Origin of the sequence: Calothrix sp. 336/3, from assembly GCF_000734895.2 — a bacterium.
GTDB lineage: Bacteria > Cyanobacteriota > Cyanobacteriia > Cyanobacteriales > Nostocaceae > 336-3.
On the sequence record NZ_CP011382.1, the window covers coordinates 5397179 to 5415735 of the forward strand.

At 41.3% G+C, this 18557-nt stretch carries 13 protein-coding genes; 7 read left to right on the forward strand and 6 right to left on the reverse strand.

The window, feature by feature from the left end:
• Window positions 1-58 precede the first annotated feature (58 nt).
• A complete protein-coding gene (locus IJ00_RS22535; RefSeq protein ID WP_035159493.1) occupies window positions 59-1159 on the reverse strand; it encodes a metallophosphoesterase in 1101 nt (366 codons plus the stop codon).
• Between the two features lie 153 nt (window positions 1160-1312).
• Between IJ00_RS22535 and trmB the strand changes: the two genes are divergently transcribed.
• Complete coding sequence (gene trmB / locus IJ00_RS22540; protein WP_035156957.1) at window positions 1313-1948, forward strand: tRNA (guanosine(46)-N7)-methyltransferase TrmB; 636 nt, start codon at window positions 1313-1315, stop codon at window positions 1946-1948.
• Between the two features lie 92 nt (window positions 1949-2040).
• On the opposite strand, the gene IJ00_RS22545 is transcribed toward trmB, so the two are convergent.
• Genes IJ00_RS22545 through IJ00_RS22555 form a run of 3 tightly spaced genes read right to left on the reverse strand, consistent with a single transcriptional unit; the run spans window position 2041 to window position 5959 of the window.
• Window positions 2041-3201 (reverse strand): hybrid sensor histidine kinase/response regulator, encoded by a 1161-nt coding sequence (locus IJ00_RS22545; RefSeq protein WP_035156959.1) that lies wholly within the window; start codon window positions 3199-3201, stop codon window positions 2041-2043.
• A gap of 60 nt (window positions 3202-3261) precedes the next feature.
• Window positions 3262-3696: a response regulator gene (locus IJ00_RS22550; protein WP_339366975.1), complete on the reverse strand. Its 435-nt coding sequence runs from the start codon at window positions 3694-3696 to the stop codon at window positions 3262-3264.
• Entirely contained in the window at window positions 3656-5959 is a 2304-nt protein-coding gene (locus IJ00_RS22555; protein ID WP_035156963.1) for an ATP-binding protein, read from the reverse strand. Before IJ00_RS22555 ends, IJ00_RS22550 begins: the two co-directional genes overlap by 41 nt.
• A 615-nt stretch (window positions 5960-6574) precedes the next feature.
• On the opposite strand from IJ00_RS22555, the gene IJ00_RS22560 reads away from it, so the two are divergent.
• From IJ00_RS22560 to IJ00_RS22585, 6 genes are all read left to right on the forward strand, one after another.
• Window positions 6575-7957 carry a folate/biopterin family MFS transporter gene (locus tag IJ00_RS22560; protein WP_035156966.1) on the forward strand — a complete coding sequence of 461 codons (1383 nt, stop codon included), beginning with the start codon at window positions 6575-6577 and terminating at the stop codon, window positions 7955-7957.
• Between the two features lie 130 nt (window positions 7958-8087).
• The gene (locus IJ00_RS22565; RefSeq protein ID WP_035156969.1) at window positions 8088-9569 is read left to right on the forward strand and encodes a carotenoid oxygenase family protein; all 1482 of its coding nucleotides are present in this window, start codon (window positions 8088-8090) and stop codon (window positions 9567-9569) included.
• 404 nt (window positions 9570-9973) lie between these two features.
• Window positions 9974-11263 (forward strand): Glu/Leu/Phe/Val dehydrogenase, encoded by a 1290-nt coding sequence (locus IJ00_RS22570; protein WP_035156971.1) that lies wholly within the window; start codon window positions 9974-9976, stop codon window positions 11261-11263.
• A 66-nt stretch (window positions 11264-11329) separates the two neighbouring features.
• Entirely contained in the window at window positions 11330-11980 is a 651-nt protein-coding gene (gene cobO, locus IJ00_RS22575; protein WP_046814895.1) for a cob(I)yrinic acid a,c-diamide adenosyltransferase, read from the forward strand.
• 309 nt (window positions 11981-12289) lie between these two features.
• A complete protein-coding gene (locus IJ00_RS22580) occupies window positions 12290-13228 on the forward strand; it encodes a hypothetical protein (protein ID WP_035156973.1) in 939 nt (312 codons plus the stop codon).
• Window positions 13229-13544: 316 nt separating this feature from the next.
• On the forward strand, window positions 13545-14648 hold the full coding sequence (locus tag IJ00_RS22585; protein WP_052754521.1) for a PspA/IM30 family protein: 1104 nt from the start codon (window positions 13545-13547) through the stop codon (window positions 14646-14648).
• Between the two features lie 255 nt (window positions 14649-14903).
• On the opposite strand, the gene murD is transcribed toward IJ00_RS22585, so the two are convergent.
• Window positions 14904-16283 carry a UDP-N-acetylmuramoyl-L-alanine--D-glutamate ligase gene (murD, locus tag IJ00_RS22590; protein WP_035156975.1) on the reverse strand — a complete coding sequence of 460 codons (1380 nt, stop codon included), beginning with the start codon at window positions 16281-16283 and terminating at the stop codon, window positions 14904-14906.
• A gap of 88 nt (window positions 16284-16371) precedes the next feature.
• Window positions 16372-18522, reverse strand: coding sequence for a glycine--tRNA ligase subunit beta (gene glyS / locus IJ00_RS22595; RefSeq protein WP_035156977.1), 2151 nt, complete (start codon window positions 18520-18522; stop codon window positions 16372-16374).
• Window positions 18523-18557: the final 35 nt, after the last annotated feature.

The window sequence follows — 18557 nt, forward strand, 5'->3', positions numbered from 1 at the left end:
TGGATTGCACAAACCCCACCTTGTCCAGAATTAGGTATCTGAAAATACTGTGAAGCACCTATAGTAACAGGGTGGCATAATTATCAATTAACGAAGGTGTACCGCAGGAAGAAACCGCCCCGTATTTTTGGAAATAGCTGCGAATATCCTGGGGTAGTTGGGGATAATCCATCATCGCATCCCCATCGGCAACCGTTGCCCAAAAATCCCGTAATTTGGGTGCTAGGGCTTCTGCCTGGGCTTGGGGTAGATTTAAGGGTGGTAGGGAAAGAAATTTGACAATGAAGGGAAAGCTGCGATCGCCCATCCATTTATGGGAAAGTTGTTGTAATTGGGGAAATTCTGGTACTGATTCCACCCGATAGGAGGAAATTTGTAACCACTCTCGACTGTAATTATCTCGGTGATATTCCAGGATACGGTAAGGGTGAGGGTAACTGACTAAGGAACCAGTAGTAATGTCATATACACCGTCATCACAAGCAACATCCTGAACATGTAGATGTCCGGTAAATACCAATCTCACTCCATAACGCCTCAGGATTTGCAACAACTCTGGAGCATTTTCCACCATATACCGATTTGCCATAGGGTGGCGTAATTGATTTGGTAAATGTTCCACCACATTATGGTGTATCATCACCAACACTAACTCATCCGTATTTTCTGATAATACAGTTTCTAACCACCGTAGTTGCTCCCCATCAACTCGTCCAAATTGCTTACCTTCCTCGTTAAAATAATTGGAATTTAAGCCAATTAATTTCACTCCTGGGAAAATTTGGCAGATATAGTAATGTTTATTAGTATCGGTGTAACCAAATTTACGATAATACTTCGGAAAATCATCAAAACCAATGGATTGATTATCTGCGTCAAGGACTGGTACATCATGATTTCCCGGCACTACATAGCAAGGAAAAGGTAATTGAGATAGTTTTTTTTGTAACCAATAATGATTCTCTGGCTCTCCGTGTTGCGTCAAATCACCAGGAAGCAATAAAAAATCTAAATCTAATTGGGTTAAGTGTTCGAGAACACTTTCAAAAGCTGGAATACTGACTTCAACTAAATGGAAGCGACTAGGATGATTCCAGATGGTGTGAGGTAGTGCAATGTGTAAATCACTGACTACAGCAAAACGAAAATTGGCAGTCATTGAAGCAATTTTAAAAGTAGAGTGTAAAATCTCTTTTTCCATTGAGTATAACGCTGCTTTGTCGTTATGGGTAAACTTACTAGAGCAAAAATTTAGGTCAATTGAGCTTAATATTTATATACATATATCTTTTCATGTTCAGGAGAAATTTCCTTGTCTCGCGTTCGCGTTCGTCAACACGTTAATCCCCTAGCACAGAAATATCAAGTATCTATTGATGCTTTGAACTGGGAAAAAATTTATACCCATTACCAGCAACCATTGCATTTAGATATTGGTTGTGCAAGGGGAAGATTTCTTTGTCAAATGGCAGAAGTTAGCAAAAATTGGAATTTTTTAGGTTTAGAAATTCGTCAACCATTGGTGGAAGAAGCAAATCGCATTCGTGATGATTTAGACTTAGGCAATTTGCATTATCTTTTTTGTAATGTTAATAATTCTTTACGTTCTCTCCTGTCATCTCTTCCTAGTCAAACCTTGCAAAGGGTAAGTATTCAATTTCCCGATCCCTGGTTTAAGACTCGTCATGCAAAACGTCGAGTTGTACAACCGGAATTAGTGGCAGAATTGGCAGAATATCTTGCACCGGGAGGAATTGTTTTTTTACAATCGGATATTGAATTTGTCGCAGTTGAGATGTGCGATCGCTTTGCGAGTCATCCAATTTTTCAGCGCCAAGGTGGGGGAGAATGGTTATCAGAAAATCCCCTGGCTGTTGCTACCGAAAGAGAGATTGCCACTCAAAATAAGGGAGAACCTGTATATCGGGCGATTTTTGTCAAAAGTTAATACCTATCCCCAATTTTTGGGGGATATATTGGTGTAGAGATGAAGCTGGGTGGCATTTACGAAAATGTAAATTTTCATCTCCCAGAAGTGGATTAATCCTCAATCACTGGTAGGGTGACAGTGAAAGTTGTGCCTTGATTTTCCTGACTCTCTACGATAATTTTTCCTTGACAGACTTCCACACATTTTTTCACAATTGCTAGTCCTAAACCACTACCAGGAATTCTCCCCACATTACTAGCACGGTGAAAAGGTTGGAAGATGGTGGATATATCTGCTTCCGGAATTCCCATTCCCCAATCCTGAACGTGAAAAATTACATAGTTCTCTTCAGAACAAATACTGAAATGAATTTGACTGTCATCGGGGGAATATTTAATGGCATTTGCGAGTAAATTACTAAGAATATGTCGTAGTAAGTTTTCATCCCACAAACCCAGATTCATCTCACCTTGGGTAGTAAATATCAGACGTAGACGTTTCTCTTCTATACTGAGTCTCAGTTCTTGAATTAACTGTTGACAGAATTCTTGGAGATTTAAAGCAATTAACTGGCATTGAAACTTATCTATATCTGTTTTGCCAATAAATGAAGCCTCGTCTAATAATTGTGCCATATTTTTGACGGCAGAGCGGATTAATTTAAAGTGATTAAGTTGTTTTTCCTTGGGTAATTGCTCATAGTTATTCTGTAATAAACCAGCAGCGAGTAAAATTGTATTTAATGGGTTACGAATATCATGGGAAAGCATGGAAACAAATTCTGATTTAAATTGATTGATTTCCTGTGCTTTGACTAATTCCGCAGTTCTTTCCTCAACCCGTGTTTCCAAGCTATGATTCACTGCACGTAAGCTTTCTAGGGTTTGTTTCCTTTCGATTGCATAACGTAGCGATCGCACTAAGATTTCGGGGTTTACCTGTCGTTTCACCAGATAATCCTGCGCTCCTTGACGTACTGCTTCCAGTGCTAGTTCATCATTATTATTAGTTAAAACGACGACGGGAATACTTGGAGCCAGGGAAAAAATAGGTTTGAGAGATGCTAACCCTTCACTATCGGGAAGAGTTAAATCCAACAGGATGACATCAAAATCATATTGATGTAGTTGCTGAAATGCATCTCCTAACCGTTGAACATGAACTAAGTTAAAGATACTAAACTTGGTTTGCTTGAGAAATTCTTGTAACAATCGAGCTTCGGCAAGATTGTCTTCAATTAACAAGATTTTCACTGAGCATTCGCTAACCATAGTTACATAGTCAAGGGTGGAAAGTCTATTTATGGGAGCAATTATTCATCTCTCCATCGATTATTCCGATGGTAGGGTGACAGTTGATAACCAAAAGTCTTCAATCCCTTTAACTATTTGAAATAGTTGATTGAGATTTCTCGACTTGGTAATGTAGCAGTTGACGTGTAAATCGTAGCTGTGAAAAATATCATCCTCATTATGAGAAGTTGTGAGCACAACTACAGGAATTCGCTTCAGTTTGGGGTCACTTTTTATTTCTGCTAGCACTTCCCTACCATCTTTTTTCGGTAGATTCAAATCCAAAAGAATCAAGTCGGGACGGATTGCACCAACATATTCACCTTCCTGACGTAAATATGCCATAGCATCCATCCCATCTCTGACAATTATCACCTCATGGGGAATGATACTATTTTTCAGAACTTCTTGAATCAGACGAATATCCGCTTTATTATCCTCTACCAAAAAGATGATTTTGCGTTTTGCGTCCATTTCTGCGCTCACGATCGCGTCCTCCGACTGGAACCGTAAAGTAGAATGTAGCACCTTCTCCTACCTGTGACTCTACCCAAATTTTTCCTCGGTGACATTCGACAATTTTCTTGCATATAGCTAAACCCATTCCGGTTCCGGGGTATTCTTCACGGGTATGGAGACGCTGGAAAATAACAAATATGCGATCGCTAAACCGAGGATCGATACCAATACCGTTATCCTGAACAGAAAATAACCATTCATCCTCTAATCTTTCTGCACCAATGTGAATTTTGGGTGCTTGATGACTACGGAATTTAATCGCATTTCCTAGTAAATTCTGGAACAGCTGCATTAACTGTGTACTATCAGCCAGAATAGTTGGTAATCCATCATGGGTAATGACTGCATTACTTTCAGCTATTCGTCCCCGCAAATTCCCTAAAGCACGTTCTAAAGCAGAATCAACTTCAGTTAATTGGAACTCAACTCCTTGGACATCTACCTTAGAATATGCCAGGACATCATCAATTAGTGTTTGCATCAAGCTCACACCTTCCACAGCAAAATCAATGAATTCCTTGGCATCTTCATCTAAGGCTTCATGATATCGCATTTCCAGTAATTGCACATAGTTTGCTACCTGGTTTAAAGGTTCCTGTAAATCATGGGAAGCAACATAGGCAAATTTTTTCAATTCCGCATTAGAACGTTCTAAATCATGGGCTAATTGAGCTAATTCGTCAGCTTGTCGCAATACAATATTCACAATTGCTTTGCGTAATTCTAATGCTGCTTTCACTTCAACAGACTTCCAGGGTAAGGAAGTTAAACTCACTGTTTGCTTCCATAATTCAAAGGATTTCCGAGGACATAAACTAGTCTCACCATGGGACTGATTAACTGTAAATGCTTCCTGGGGATTACCACCCCAATTCACAGTTTGAATTACCTCTGGACGGAACCATAGGACATAATTGCGCTGGGAAATCGGAATTGCAAGCAAACCACTCCCAACCTGTTTAAATTTTTCCGCATCTGGATAAATTTGTGTTAAAGAATCAGTATAGAATATCTCTTCTGCCACATGATTTTTCAGCCACTGTAGCAAGAAATTTAAATCCTCTTCCTTTGGGGTATCTCCAATCAGGGTATACTGACCACCAAAGTAAATTGCTGCTCCTTTAGCGCTGACTAAATCCAGAAGATTCGGTTGATGTTTAATTAACCCCTCAATAAAGTTTTCATCTTGGGACATATATTCAATCAACCGTGACTGAATATAATTAAGCTGCATTCGATAGTCGTAATCTTCTGTTTCTTCCTTGACAGAAAGTTCCGAAAAAATTACTCTCCCTAGGAACTCACAAGCTTTGCGTAATTCGTAGGAAACATATTTTGGTGTTTGGTGGTGACAAGCGATTAATCCCCAGAGTTTACCATCCTTAATTAAGGAAATTGTTAAAGATGCACCCACACCCATATTATGTAAATAATCAGTATGACAAGAGTAGGGGCTTCTGAGAATAGAATTGGTTAAATCAAGGGGACGTTGATTAACAGGATTAATTGTGGGAAAGATAGTGACAGGTTGACTATGGGTATCAGGAATTAGACGAATCCAATTAGAGATAAATAATTTGCGAGCTGGCTTAGGAATATCTGATTCGGGATAGTGTAAACCTAAGTATGATTCTAAATTGTCTATTTTTTCTTCAGCAATAACAGACCCATGTCCATCATCATCAAACTTATACAGCATCACCCGATCAAATCCAGTCACTTTCCGGACTTCTTGGACAATAATTTGACAGAAATCATGTAAGTTTGATGTTGCTTCTAGTTGATTAATAGATGCCCTTGCTAAGTGATAAAAGCTGAGAAATGGAATATTTTCATGAGTGATAGCTGGTTCCAATTCTAAAATCAGCAAGCCATCCCGATTCCGATGAAATATAGCATCGAAGACAACATAATCTTCACCTTTTCCCCTTGCCCAAATCTTGGTCGGATTAATAAAATCGAGGCTGTTTTGGGCTAGTCCAGTTTTAATTCTTTCAATTTGAAAAGGGTCTAGTAAATCTTCTAGTTTTTGGGATAATATCTCCTGAGAAGAACGCCCGAATATTGTAGAAATATTACTACTAACTTGAATTATCTCTAATTCTGGTTCTGTTAAAACTAAAAGGATGCCATGGGGTTGAATTTGACCAGCTAGATGAATTGTTGGTTCTTTTAAACTAGTCAAATCGATTGCTTGCGTATGGAAATCCATAACCATGATTGATTCTCCTCGGATTTACGGAGCTTCTATAGTCGAATGTGATGATATATAGTCATAGGTGAGAAGTAATCCTATCTGTTTTCCTATTACTCTACCTGACTTAATCAAGAGAATTGACGAAATATTGAGGCTAATTTTCCTATAAGTGATTTTGCACTTACTCAGTGTAACAAGTAAAAAATAAATCTTGAAATAACATATATGAAAACTCCGTTATCTTTACACTTGACAATGTTGTCTTTTGTAAACTTTAAATACATTTAATTCGTATTTGTTAACTAATTTACTAACAAAAACTAGAAAACTATATGGGATTGCTAAAACATTTTTGAGAGAAAACATCTGCGAGTTCTCCTAGAATCCTGGGATCCGAACCTGGAAAATCTTGCAAGTCTGGTGTGAACTACTAGTTAACCATGAACCTATACACGAAATATCAAGGAATATTTTGTGGTGAGACGATCGCCACTATCTCCTATGCAAGTATCATCCTTTACTATCCCTAGGCGATCGCCAGTATTTAGTATCCCAGTTTAGGACATTCCCCCATTCCCCTCAGCCCAGAAATGGATATTATAGGAAAGTAGACAAAACTTAAAATAATTTATCATAATGCTGATTGACTCCTCTGGCTTGTCCAAGGTTAAAGACTCAGTAAAAGAGAAAGTATTGTTTGGTAACGAACCGAGTGCGGAATTAATCGCCATTCTCAGCGTTTATTTTGTCCAAGGGATTCTCGGTTTAGCACGGTTAGCCGTCAGTTTCTTTCTCAAAGACGAGTTAGGACTAACTCCGGTACAAGTTTCAGCGATGATGGGTGTTGTTGCCCTACCGTGGATTATTAAACCCCTATTTGGCTTTATTTCCGACGGTTTTCCCATCCTGGGCTATCGTCGTCGTCCCTACCTAATTTTATCGGGAATTCTAGGGACAATATCCTGGGTGAGTTTAGCAACAATTGTACACACACCCCTAGCTGCCACAGGAGCGATCGCCCTCGGTTCTTTAAGCGTTGCTGTCAGTGATGTCATCGTCGATTCCCTAGTAGTTGAACGCGCAAGAAGTGAATCCCAAGCAGACGCGGGTTCTCTCCAGTCACTCACCTGGGGAACCTCATCCCTCGGAGGCTTAATCACAGCTTATTTCAGTGGAATGCTGCTACAACACTTCACCACCAGCACTATCTTCTGGATTACCGCTTCCTTCCCCCTCATCGTCTCATCTGTTGCTTGGTTTATTGCTGAATCTCCCATCAAACGAGACTCCAGCACCCCCAAATATTCCCAATTTACCTCCATCAAGAGCCAAATCACCCAACTGCGTCAAGCAATTACCCAAAAAGCAATTTGGTTACCCACAGCATTTGTTTTTCTGTGGCAAGCTACACCCACCGCAGACTCAGCTTTTTTCTTCTTTACCACTAACGAACTCCATTTTGAACCGGAGTTTCTCGGTAGAGTACGTTTAGTCACCAGTATTGCCTCCCTAATTGGTATTTGGATATTCCAGCGTTTTCTGAAATCTGTTTCCTTTCGGGCGATCTTTGGCTGGAGTACAGTAATTTCCGCAGCATTAGGGATGACAATGTTACTTTTAGTCACCCATGCTAACCGTGCCCTTGGTATTGATGACCACTGGTTTAGTCTCGGTGATAGTCTCATTCTCACCGTGATGGGGCAAATTGCCTATATGCCAGTACTTGTACTTGCGGCAAGACTTTGCCCTCCTGGAGTTGAAGCGACTTTATTTGCTTTATTAATGTCTATTTCAAATCTTGCAGGGTTAGTTTCCTACGAATTTGGTGCAATGATTATGCACTGGTTAAATATTACCGAAACCAACTTTCAGCAACTTTGGCTATTAGTCATCATCACCAATCTCAGCACCCTACTACCATTACCATTTTTGAATTGGCTACCAACTAATGATTCCCCAACACTTTCACTAGTCAAACAGGCAACTGAGAAGGAAGAAGAAAGCATACTTTCTGCTTAAATAGCTCATCAAATTCGTGAAAAGTTTCTCTTTTTTGCGCTCTTTGTAGTTCCTTAAAAAAGATTTTTCACTAACAAAGACTACTATATCTCCGTTATCCTATTTCATATCTCTGCATTTCATCACAAAAATGTCAACTTCCACAAAAACATCTACACCAAAATCCTACACCCTCCAAGATTGGCAAGGTGGCTACGAATCCCTCAAACAGGAATTTGATTATTGGATAGAAGATATAGAAGGAGAAATTCCCCCAGAATTAAATGGAACTCTCTTTCGCAATGGTCCCGGATTACTAGATATTAATGGACAGAAAATTCACCACCCCTTTGATGGTGATGGGATGATTTCTCGGATTACCTTCACCCAAGGAAAAGCCCATTTTCGGAATCGATTTGTCGAAACAGAAGGATACTTAGCCGAAAAAGCTGCGGGAAAAATTCTTTATCGGGGAGCATTCGGTACACAGAAACCTGGTGGTGTATTTAGCAATTTCCTAGATATTAAAAACAAAAATATCGCCAACACCAATGTCATTTACTGGGGCGGTAAATTGCTGGCATTATGGGAAGGTGCAGAACCCCATTTATTAGATGCAACAACCCTAAAAACCCTAGGGAAAGAATATTTTCAGGGAACTTTACAATCTGGAGATGCATTTTCTGCCCATCCTCGGATTGACCCCTATAGTAATTTAGATAATGGTCAACCCTGTCTAGTTAACTTTTCTATCAAACCTGGATTATCTACCAAAATTAATATTTTTGAGTTAGATATTTCTGGAAATATCATCAGACGGAATTCCCACATTGTTCCGGGGTTTGCTTTCCTTCACGATTTTGCAATTACTCCCAATTACTGTATTTTCTTCCAGAATCCAGTGAAATTTAATCCCTTACCTTTCCTGATGGGAATGCGTGGTGCGGGAGAATGTGTCAAATTTCAAGCAAATCAACCAACCCAGATAATTATTATTCCGAGAAATCCCCAATCTGGGAAAGTAGAAGTATTAGAAACTAATTCTGGTTTTATCTTCCACCACGGTAACGCCTTTGAACAAGGGGATGAAATTATCATCGATTCTATTGCCTATGCATCCTTCCCAGAAGTTCAAGCCAACACTGATTTTCGTCAAACTGATTTTACCAAAGTACCACCGGGGCAACTGTGGCGTTTTTCTTTAAATCTGCGTCAGCAATCCGTGAACCGAGAATTATTGCTAGAACGTTCTTGTGAGTTTCCCTCATTACATCCTGAGCGAGTCGGACAGAATTACCGTTATTTATACATAGGTATAGCTGATACTGCCACAGGCAACGCACCTTTGCAAGCCTATGTCAAACTGGATGTGCAGCAGGGTACTCAACAAATTTGGAGTGCAGCACCCCGTGGATTTGTGAGTGAACCCATTTTCGTTCCTCGTCAAAACTCCACAGGTGAGGATGATGGTTGGTTGTTGGGTGTAGTGTATGATGCAGCTCAGAGTCGCTCAGATATTGTGATTTTAGATGCCAGAGATATCAGTAAAGGTACGGTGGCAAAACTGCATCTCAAACATCACATACCCTACGGTTTACATGGAAGTTTTACAAAAGAGGTGTTTGTGAAGTAATTCGTAATTCCTAAAACTAGGGAGCGAGATGCTCCCACTAAACATTATTTTACCTTTACCCATCACAGCTGATGCGATGAACCACCATACTAATTCTGCGAAGGGGAGAAAACACGCTGCTCGTAGAAGTAGGAGAATTAAAGCCCCAATTTGACTAAAAACTTAAATTTCATAAACCTACTTTTTCCCTCACTAAAAAAAATGAACACAGAAAAAATTCAGTATCTGTGTTCACCTGTGTGTATCTCTGGTTCTCTGATTTTATACCTTAGGGATGCTAAAAAAAGATAATGGGCTAAAAAAATGTAACGAAATTTACGAAAGTTATATTTTCTGGGAAAAATTGGGCTAGGCTAGCCATCACAATCTGGTATATCACCAGACCGGAGTGAGAAGAAATACTTATGATAGCCAGTTCTCTCCCATCCTGGGAAACAGCCTCTCCAGCACATATTTGCCCCTTTGACCAAGCTTGTAGTTATCTAGAACAGGCAGGAAAGGAGTTAAAGTTAGATGCAGGTATCTTGGAAGTATTGAGTCACCCTCACAAAGTTGTCACCGTATCTATCCCTATGAAACGGGATAACGGAGAAATTCAAGTTTTGGCAGGACATAGGGTACAACATTGTGATGTTTTGGGACCTTATAAAGGTGGTATCCGTTACCATCCGGCGGTGACATTACGGGAAGTATCGGCTTTGGCAATGCTGATGACTTGGAAATGTGCCCTACTGGGTATCCCCTACGGAGGGGCAAAGGGTGGTATTGCAATTGACCCGAAAAAATACAGTGTGGGGGAATTAGAAAGAATTACTCGACGCTATACCAGTGAGTTAATTAAAGATATTGGACCAAGTGTAGATATACCTGCACCAGATATGGGGACATCGGCGCGGGAAATGGCATGGATGATGGATACTTATTCTGTGAATGTTGGTCATGCGGTTCCTGGTGTGGTGACAGGGAAACCCTTGTCTATCGGTGGTTCCCGTGGTCGGGAAATGGCAACGGGGCGGGGGGTAATGATTACCGTGCGCGAAGCATTGGCAGATATGGGTAAATCCTTGCAGGGTGTGCGGGTAGCAATTCAAGGATTTGGGAATGTCGGTAGTGCGGCTGCGATTTTATTACACCAAGCTGGAGCAAAAATTATTGCTGTTTCTACTGGTGGAGGAGGTGTATATGATGATTATGGCTTGGATATTCCAGCCTTAAAAGCCTATACTGCCCAAAATCATCGGAGTGTTGTCGGTTTTTCCCCAGGGGTTGCTATCAGTAATGCAGAGTTATTAACTTTACCATGTGATGTATTGATTCCCGCAGCTCTGGAAAATCAAATTACAGAAGAAAATGTCAAGGAAGTACAGGCGAGAATCATTGCAGAAGCGGCAAATGGTCCAGTAACTTTGGCTGCTAATCAATACTTAGAGTCACAAAATATCACAGTTTTACCGGATATTCTGGCAAATGCTGGGGGTGTGGTGGTGAGTTATTTGGAATGGGTGCAAGGTCTTTCCTACGTATTTTGGGATGAGGAAAGGGTAAATCGAGAAATGGAGCAGTTAATGGTGCAAGCCTACAGGCAAGTTATGCAAGAATCAAAGACAAGGGGTATCCCCATTCGTTTAGCAGCTTATAGTTTAGGTGTGGGTAGAGTTGCTCAAGCTTGGAGCGATCGCGGTTTATATCCTTGACCACATCTACAAATCCCTTCTCCCTTTGTCAGGTTGTCCGATTTTTCTAGCTCATCCATTCCTGTTATGCAAAATGATCAAGTTGGGAATAATGTCCGCTCATCCACAAATGCTGCTTTGAATGATCAGCAGTATCGCCAAAAAATGCAGCGTCGCAAGGAAGTCCAAGACCAACGGATTGCCGAAGCAGTGCCAGAAAAGGGTTTGATTGTGGTGCATACTGGCAATGGGAAGGGTAAAACTACCGCCGCATTAGGGATGGTGTTGCGATCGCTAGGTCATGGTTATAAGGTGGCGATCGTGCAATTTATCAAAGGTGCGTGGGAACCTTCGGAAAAACGGGTGTTCAGTTTGTGGGAAGATCAGTTAGTTTTTCATGCGATGGGGGAAGGTTTTACCTGGGAAACCCAAGATCGCGATCGCGATATCGAAAAAGCTCAAGCTGCTTGGCAACGCAGTTTAGAATATATCCAAAATCCAGAATATAAATTAGTTTTGTTGGATGAGGTGAATATTGCGTTAAAACTGGGCTATTTGGAAGTTGAAGATATTCTCGATGGTTTGGCGAAAAAACCTCAGGATAATCATGTGATTTTGACAGGTAGAGGCGCACCCCATCAACTTATCCAACAAGCTGATTTAGTTACAGAAATGACTTTAGTTAAACATCCTTTCCGTGATCAAGGGGTAAAAGCACAACCGGGAATTGAATATTAAATACCTGCTTAAACCCATAAGTTGCTGTCACAGATAGTAACTGTCATTGATATTGATAGTTTTCTGTTGTCCTCAAATCAGGAAGCGAGACGCTCCCACTACAAATGTTTTGCACCTCAGGGTGATAGAACTACCTTCCACTACGCGATGCTCCCAAGGGGAGCCACGCAAAGCGCGATCGCTCTCTACTCCATTGGAATTTAACCAACATTAATGTTCACTTCAACTTTTGTAAAGCAAATTAGTAAAAATGTTCTAATAACTAGATAATCAAAAGGAATTTGTGGCGAGCATCTACCGAGTGAATCAATGGCTAGAAATCCTTTTGACCAATTTTCCAAACAGTTTTTTGAAGAATTTCTCTCACCATTAGGTCAAGTTAGAATCAACTATGAAATCCCAGGGGAAGCAAAATTCGTCGATGTTTGGTTTACTCCCTCCCCATCTACAACAGTTCCAGAGGATTTAGGATTACTAGGTAGAATAGCACAAACACCGTGCTTGCTCGAACCATACCGCAAACAACCAACCAACCCAGAAATCCGCAGTTGTTTATACAAGCTTTATCATCTGGAAGCTGAAACCCAACGGGAAGCGAAACGAGAGGAAGAAAAAATATCCGATGAGCAACTTCCCCGACTGTGGATTATCACGACATCCTGTTCCGAGCGTTTATTAGAAGATTTAAACGTAACTCAAGATGAAACTTGGGGTAATGGTATTTATTTTCTAGGGAAAATACTTCTAACTCGAATCATTGTTATCGATCGCCTAAATCGCACACCTGATACACTTTGGTTAAGAATCTTAGGTAAAGGTTTAACCCAAAAGCAAGCCGTAGAAGAAGTAATCGCTTTACCACCGCAAGACAGCAAACGCAACCAAATTTTAAAACTGCTTTACAGCTGGAAGATTAGCATAGAAGTGAATAGAGAAATGAATTTAGAAGATACCGAGGTAATTATGAACCTATCGCAAGCCTATTTAGAATGGGAAGAACAAACCCAGCGTCGGGGTATTGAGCAAGGTATTGAGCAAGGTATTGAGCAAGGTATTGAGCAAGGTATCGAACAAGAACGACGGCAGTTACTGGAAAACCTACTTACCGCTCGTTTTGGTGTGCTTGATTCCCAATTAGCTGCGATCGCCCCAACTATCATCGCTTTAAATAACCAAGAATATGCAGCTTTATTGTTACAGCTACCGAGTTTATCACGAGAGGATTTGTTAGCGCGGTTCACTCGATGATCGCCTAATTCCTCGTAGGGCGATCGCGATCGAAATTCATTCCACTACGCGATAGAACGACCTTCCGCTACGCGATCGCCTTCTAACTTATACCAATTTGAAAAAATGCTGAAAAACGGGGAAGATGAGGAGAAAAAATAGCAGACTCATTTTTGTTTTAAATACTTAAAAGATAAAGGTTTTCTTTATACGACATTTAATAAGAGTTAAGAAATTTTCATTGATTTCTACGAAGTAGAAAAATTTGACTTAGTTTAAGCTGAGACAATACAGATTACTTTCCAAATGTAGAACCAGTGAAAGGAAATACAGTGCTATGGGACAACTGTTTGGTCGAATGAAGCGACTTGCCAAGGCAGAACTTAACTATTCTAAGAGCGAAATCAGCACAGAAAACTATGAAGACGCTATTGCATTAGCACTACTAGGAGGTGTAGCAGGTGCATCCCTTGGCAAAATAGGGATACTTGCAAAGGGGACTGGCTTGAGCGTTGGTGCTGTTCCTTTAACTACTACAGGTGCTTTAACTGGTCTTGCCTTATATGAAGCTATAAGACTAATCACACTGGAGGATACTTCATCTGTTGGTGCAGCAGCAATTGGAGCATCTGTTGGTGGTGGTATTTCTGCTGCCATTGGTAGTGTAGGAGTTGCCACGGGGGGAACTGCCTTTGCTGTTGGTATGGCTCCGATGGTCGCTGCTGGTTCTGTAGTTGGGCTTGGGATAGCTGGCTTAAATCGACTACTTCAACAAGGAGTTGACCCAGAAAAACTACTAGACCTAGCTATTGAGGATATGCAGCAAGAGTTGTTAAAGTTACGTCGAGCTGTAATCCCAATTGTGGTTACTCAAAAACAAACGCTGCAACAGTATGAACAAGCTCAATCCGAAGTAAGTAAGTGGCAAGGACGTACACAACTGGCTGTGCAAAAAGGTCGTGATGATCTGGCACGAGAAGCACTCAAGCAAAAAAAGATTTTTACGCAAAAAGCTAATACTCTTAAAGCCAATTTAGATGAGCAAACTGCCTTAGTAGATGTTCTCAAAAGTAAACTAGCAGCCTTTGAAAGCAAATTTTCTGAAGCTAATGTATTTAAAACTCAGATTAAAACCCAAATTATAGCTGCTAAAATTCAAGAGCCACTTCAAAACATGGGTTGTAGTATGAACAATAGCAGTGTAATGAAAGCAAAAGTTTTGATGCAAGAAGCCCAATGTCAGCCTTTGGTAGAGTTTGCAGGTGCAGACCTAGAAAGCCAATTTGCAGCAATAGAATTTAGTAGTGAAGTAGATGAGAAATTAGCTGCTTTAAAAGCACAGATAGCTTTAAAAGCTTCTGTCATCCCATCTAAATACACAGCTAACCAAGTAGTCGATGAAGACTTAGAAGCACTACGAAAAAAACTAGATGAATTATAGATTTAAAACAATTCGTGCTTTGCCTTGTCATTTTACTTTTATCTATTCTTTTTATACTAACCCAAAATATAAAAAAGCCAGACATAACCCAGACAGAACAAGGGTTTAGGAATGTGTATATAGCGTTTCCCAATCAGATGAAATACAACCCTACACGCCCTATCGGGCACCCTCCCCGAAATCGGGGAGGGCTGGGGAGGGGTTCTTCCATACCTCACTAGAATGAGAAACGCTATATGTCGATTCCCCTGTGGTCTATTCAGCAGAAAAATGCATTAAACACAGTTGCCGGAAATCATCACCCCGTGCCTCGAAGTTGGGGTATTGGTCAAAGCTGGCACAAGCAGGTGACAGTAAAACTACGGATGACTGGGATTCTTTTGCCAGTTCTCCAGCACGAGGAACGGCATTTGCCATATTTCCTACAACCTCGTAGTTGCTGTATCCTTCTGCCTCTAACCTTTGGGCAAATTGAGGTGCAGCATTCCCAATCAATAGGACGGCGGCGGTTTTTTCCTTAATTTTACTGAGCCAAGCTGTATCATTTCCTGCCTTAGCTTCTCCCCCAGCAATCAGAATTACCGGACTTGTCACTGCATTTAAACCAACTTCTGCCGCGTCGTAGTTAGTTGCCTTGCTATCATTAATAAAATCTATTCCCTGCCAAGTGCAGATATGCTCTAAGCGGTGGGGAACACCGGGAAACTCACGAATTCCTTTGGCAATTGCTTCTTTGTTAATTCCTGCTAGTCGAGCAGCAGCAACGGACATGAGGAGGTTTTGTAAATTGTGTTCTCCCACCATCCGTAAGCTATGGCTTTCAACGATCGCTGTATCTTCCCCGGTTCCTAAGGATTCCCATACCCAACCATCCTGAATATAAAAACCGCGATCGCCAACTAAATATTCTTTACCCTGAACACTTGTCCACAAAGCATTTCCCCAATCTTCTAAACCCACCTGACGCAGGTATGGATCATCACCATTGATAATTTGCAGTTGCGATCGCTGCAAGAGTTGGGCTTTGATACTGTAGTAATTTTCTAAAGTTTTGTGTCGTGCGAGGTGGTCAGGGGTGAAGGTTGTCCAAATTCCAATACGAGGAGCTAAGGAAGAGGAAGACTCAATTTGGTAACTGCTAATTTCTCCAATCACCCACTGTGGCTTTTCACCAGGCTTTTCACCTAGGGCAACCTCACAGGCTGCATAGCCGATATTACCGCAGGCAGGAGCATTCAATCCAGCAGTTTGAAATATTGCGGCAATCAGAGCAGTAGTAGTCGTTTTACCATTTGTACCCGTAATCGCCACCCAGGGAACATCTTGTAAATGTCGCCATGCTAATTCCATTTCCCCGATGGTTTCAATCCCTAGTTCCCTTGCTTGTACTAACACTGGGATATCCCAGGGGACACCGGGACTGACAACGATTAATTTTGGTGTGTCTTCACCACCTAACTTCAGGGAATAACTGAGTTGGACGGTGATATCTTCCGTAGCGAGTTCTTTTTGTTGATTTAGGAGGTTTTCGGAGGTGTTACTATCACTCAGCATCACCTCCCAACCATCCCGTTTCAACAATCTTGCCGCCGCGACACCGGACTTTCCCAATCCAATTATATGAGCTTTGGACATAGACTGTATCTAGCAAAGATCCCTGGTTAAGCACTCATTATCCTAGCGCTTCTTGGGCATAATTTACACAACTTTTTATTGTCATATGCTACAAATTTTTTACGACCGCGCCAAAGTCGGCTAGAACCCGCGCATGATTTCGTAACAAACCGAGTAAAGACAGACGGTTACGTTTAATATCAGGGTTTTCATCCATGACTAAAACGCTATCGGGACCATCAAAAAAGTTGCTGACGGTGGGAGCGATGGTTTCTAATCCGGTAATTAGCTGTTGATAGTTCCGAGATGCTTTTGCTGCTTGGGTTTGGGGTACGAGTTGTAACAAAGCTTCATAAAAAGCTGACTCGCAGGGTTTTTGGAAGAATTGGGGATGAATTACAGCTTGGGGTGAAAGTTGAGCGGTATCTAAGTCCCCCTGGAGCGCGAGTCTAGTCGAACGGTTAACTGTTTCGTAGATTTTATCTAATGTGCCGTTACTGCGAATAGATTGTAAGAAATTAGCGCGATCGCGGACATCGAGTAAATCCTGTAATGCTCTTTCTGTATATTCTCTGTCGTTTTCTCCTAACACAGCATTTACTAAGTCGTAGTCAATGTGTTTTTCATCTTGCAGGAGGGTACGAATTCTTTGGAGGAAGAAATCTTGCAGGGTGGCGAGTAAATCTGGTAAATCCTTCTTGTATCTAGTCGCAAAATCCTGGGTAATTTCTGTGAGTAACTGTTGTAAATTAATCCCTAAATTTGCTGTCCAGGTAATATTCACCACCGCATTTGCCGCACGACGTAAAGCAAAGGGGTCGGAGGAACCCGTGGGAATCATTCCTAAACCGAAAATACTCACCAAGGTGTCTAATCTGTCAGCTAGTCCGACAATTTGTCCGGTTAAAGTTGCGGGTAACATATCCTCAGCGTTTCTGGGCAAGTAATGCTCAAAAATTGCTTTGGAAACATTGACATTTTCCCCATTTGCTGCTGCATATTTTTCTCCCATAATGCCCTGCAATTCGGGAAATTCATAGACCATTTGAGTCACTAAATCAGCTTTGCAAAGTAAGGCAGAACGGAGAATATCAGCTTTTTCTGGGTCGGATAATTGTAGTTGGGTGGCGATAATTTCCGCAATCTTGCTAACTCGCTCTACCTTGACTCGTAAAGAGCCTAAATCTTCCTGAAATGTGACTTTTTCCAAGTTAGGTAACAGGGTTTCTAAAGGCTTTTTCAAATCACTTTCATAGAAGAATTTGCCATCAGCTAATCGGGCACGAATTACCCGTGCATTCCCAGTGGCAATAACTTCCTGTTTTTCCGGGTCGCCATTAGAAATGGTGATAAAATTCGGGAGTAGTTCTTGAAAATTACTATCTTTAAATACTGGGAAATAGCGCTGGTGACTCACCATGACTGTAGTTGTGACTTCCTTCGGCAAATTTAAAAATTCCGTCTCAAATTTACCAATAACAGCCGATGGATACTCCACCAAATTAATCACTTCCTCCAATAAATCGGGATAAATTTCCACATATCCCTGGAGTTTTTGCGCCGCAGCTGCCACCTGTTCACGGATAATTGTGGCACGTTCTTCCCCATCCACCATCACGTAGCCAGAACGTAAAACATCCACATAATCTTGAGCGTGGGGAATTGTCACATCTTCTGGATGCAACACACGGTGACAACGGGAAGTGCGATCGCTCCTAATTGTCTCCACACCATTCACCAATTCCACAGGTAACACCCTCTCATCTAAAAGTGCTACCAACCAGCGAATCGGACGGGAAAACCGCTCATCCCCATCCCCCCAACGCATCAACCGCTTACCTTCCAAACGAAAAATCCATTGGGGAATCAATTCCGTTAGCAATTCTGCCACATCCCGACCCGGAATTAATTTCTTCACAAACACGAAATCTCCCTTTTCCGTGGGACGAATCTCCAACGCATCTAGGGAAACCCCCTGTTTCTTGGCAAAACCTTGAGCAGCAGGAGTTGCTTGTCCATCTTTAAATGCAGCTTGAGCAGGAGGTCCCTTGACTTCTTCCTCCCGATCTGGTTGCTGGGTGGGTAAACCGGAAATCACCACCGCTAACCGTCGCGGAGTCCCATAAACTTGAATAGATGCACTCTCTAGACAATTTTCCACCAAACTCGTGGGAATTAATTTTCGCCACTGGGCGATCGCCCCACTCAAAAAACCTGCGGGTAGTTCTTCTGTACCAACTTCTAATAAAAAAATCGCCATAGGACAAAATCAGACAAAATAAAAAACAGTCAATT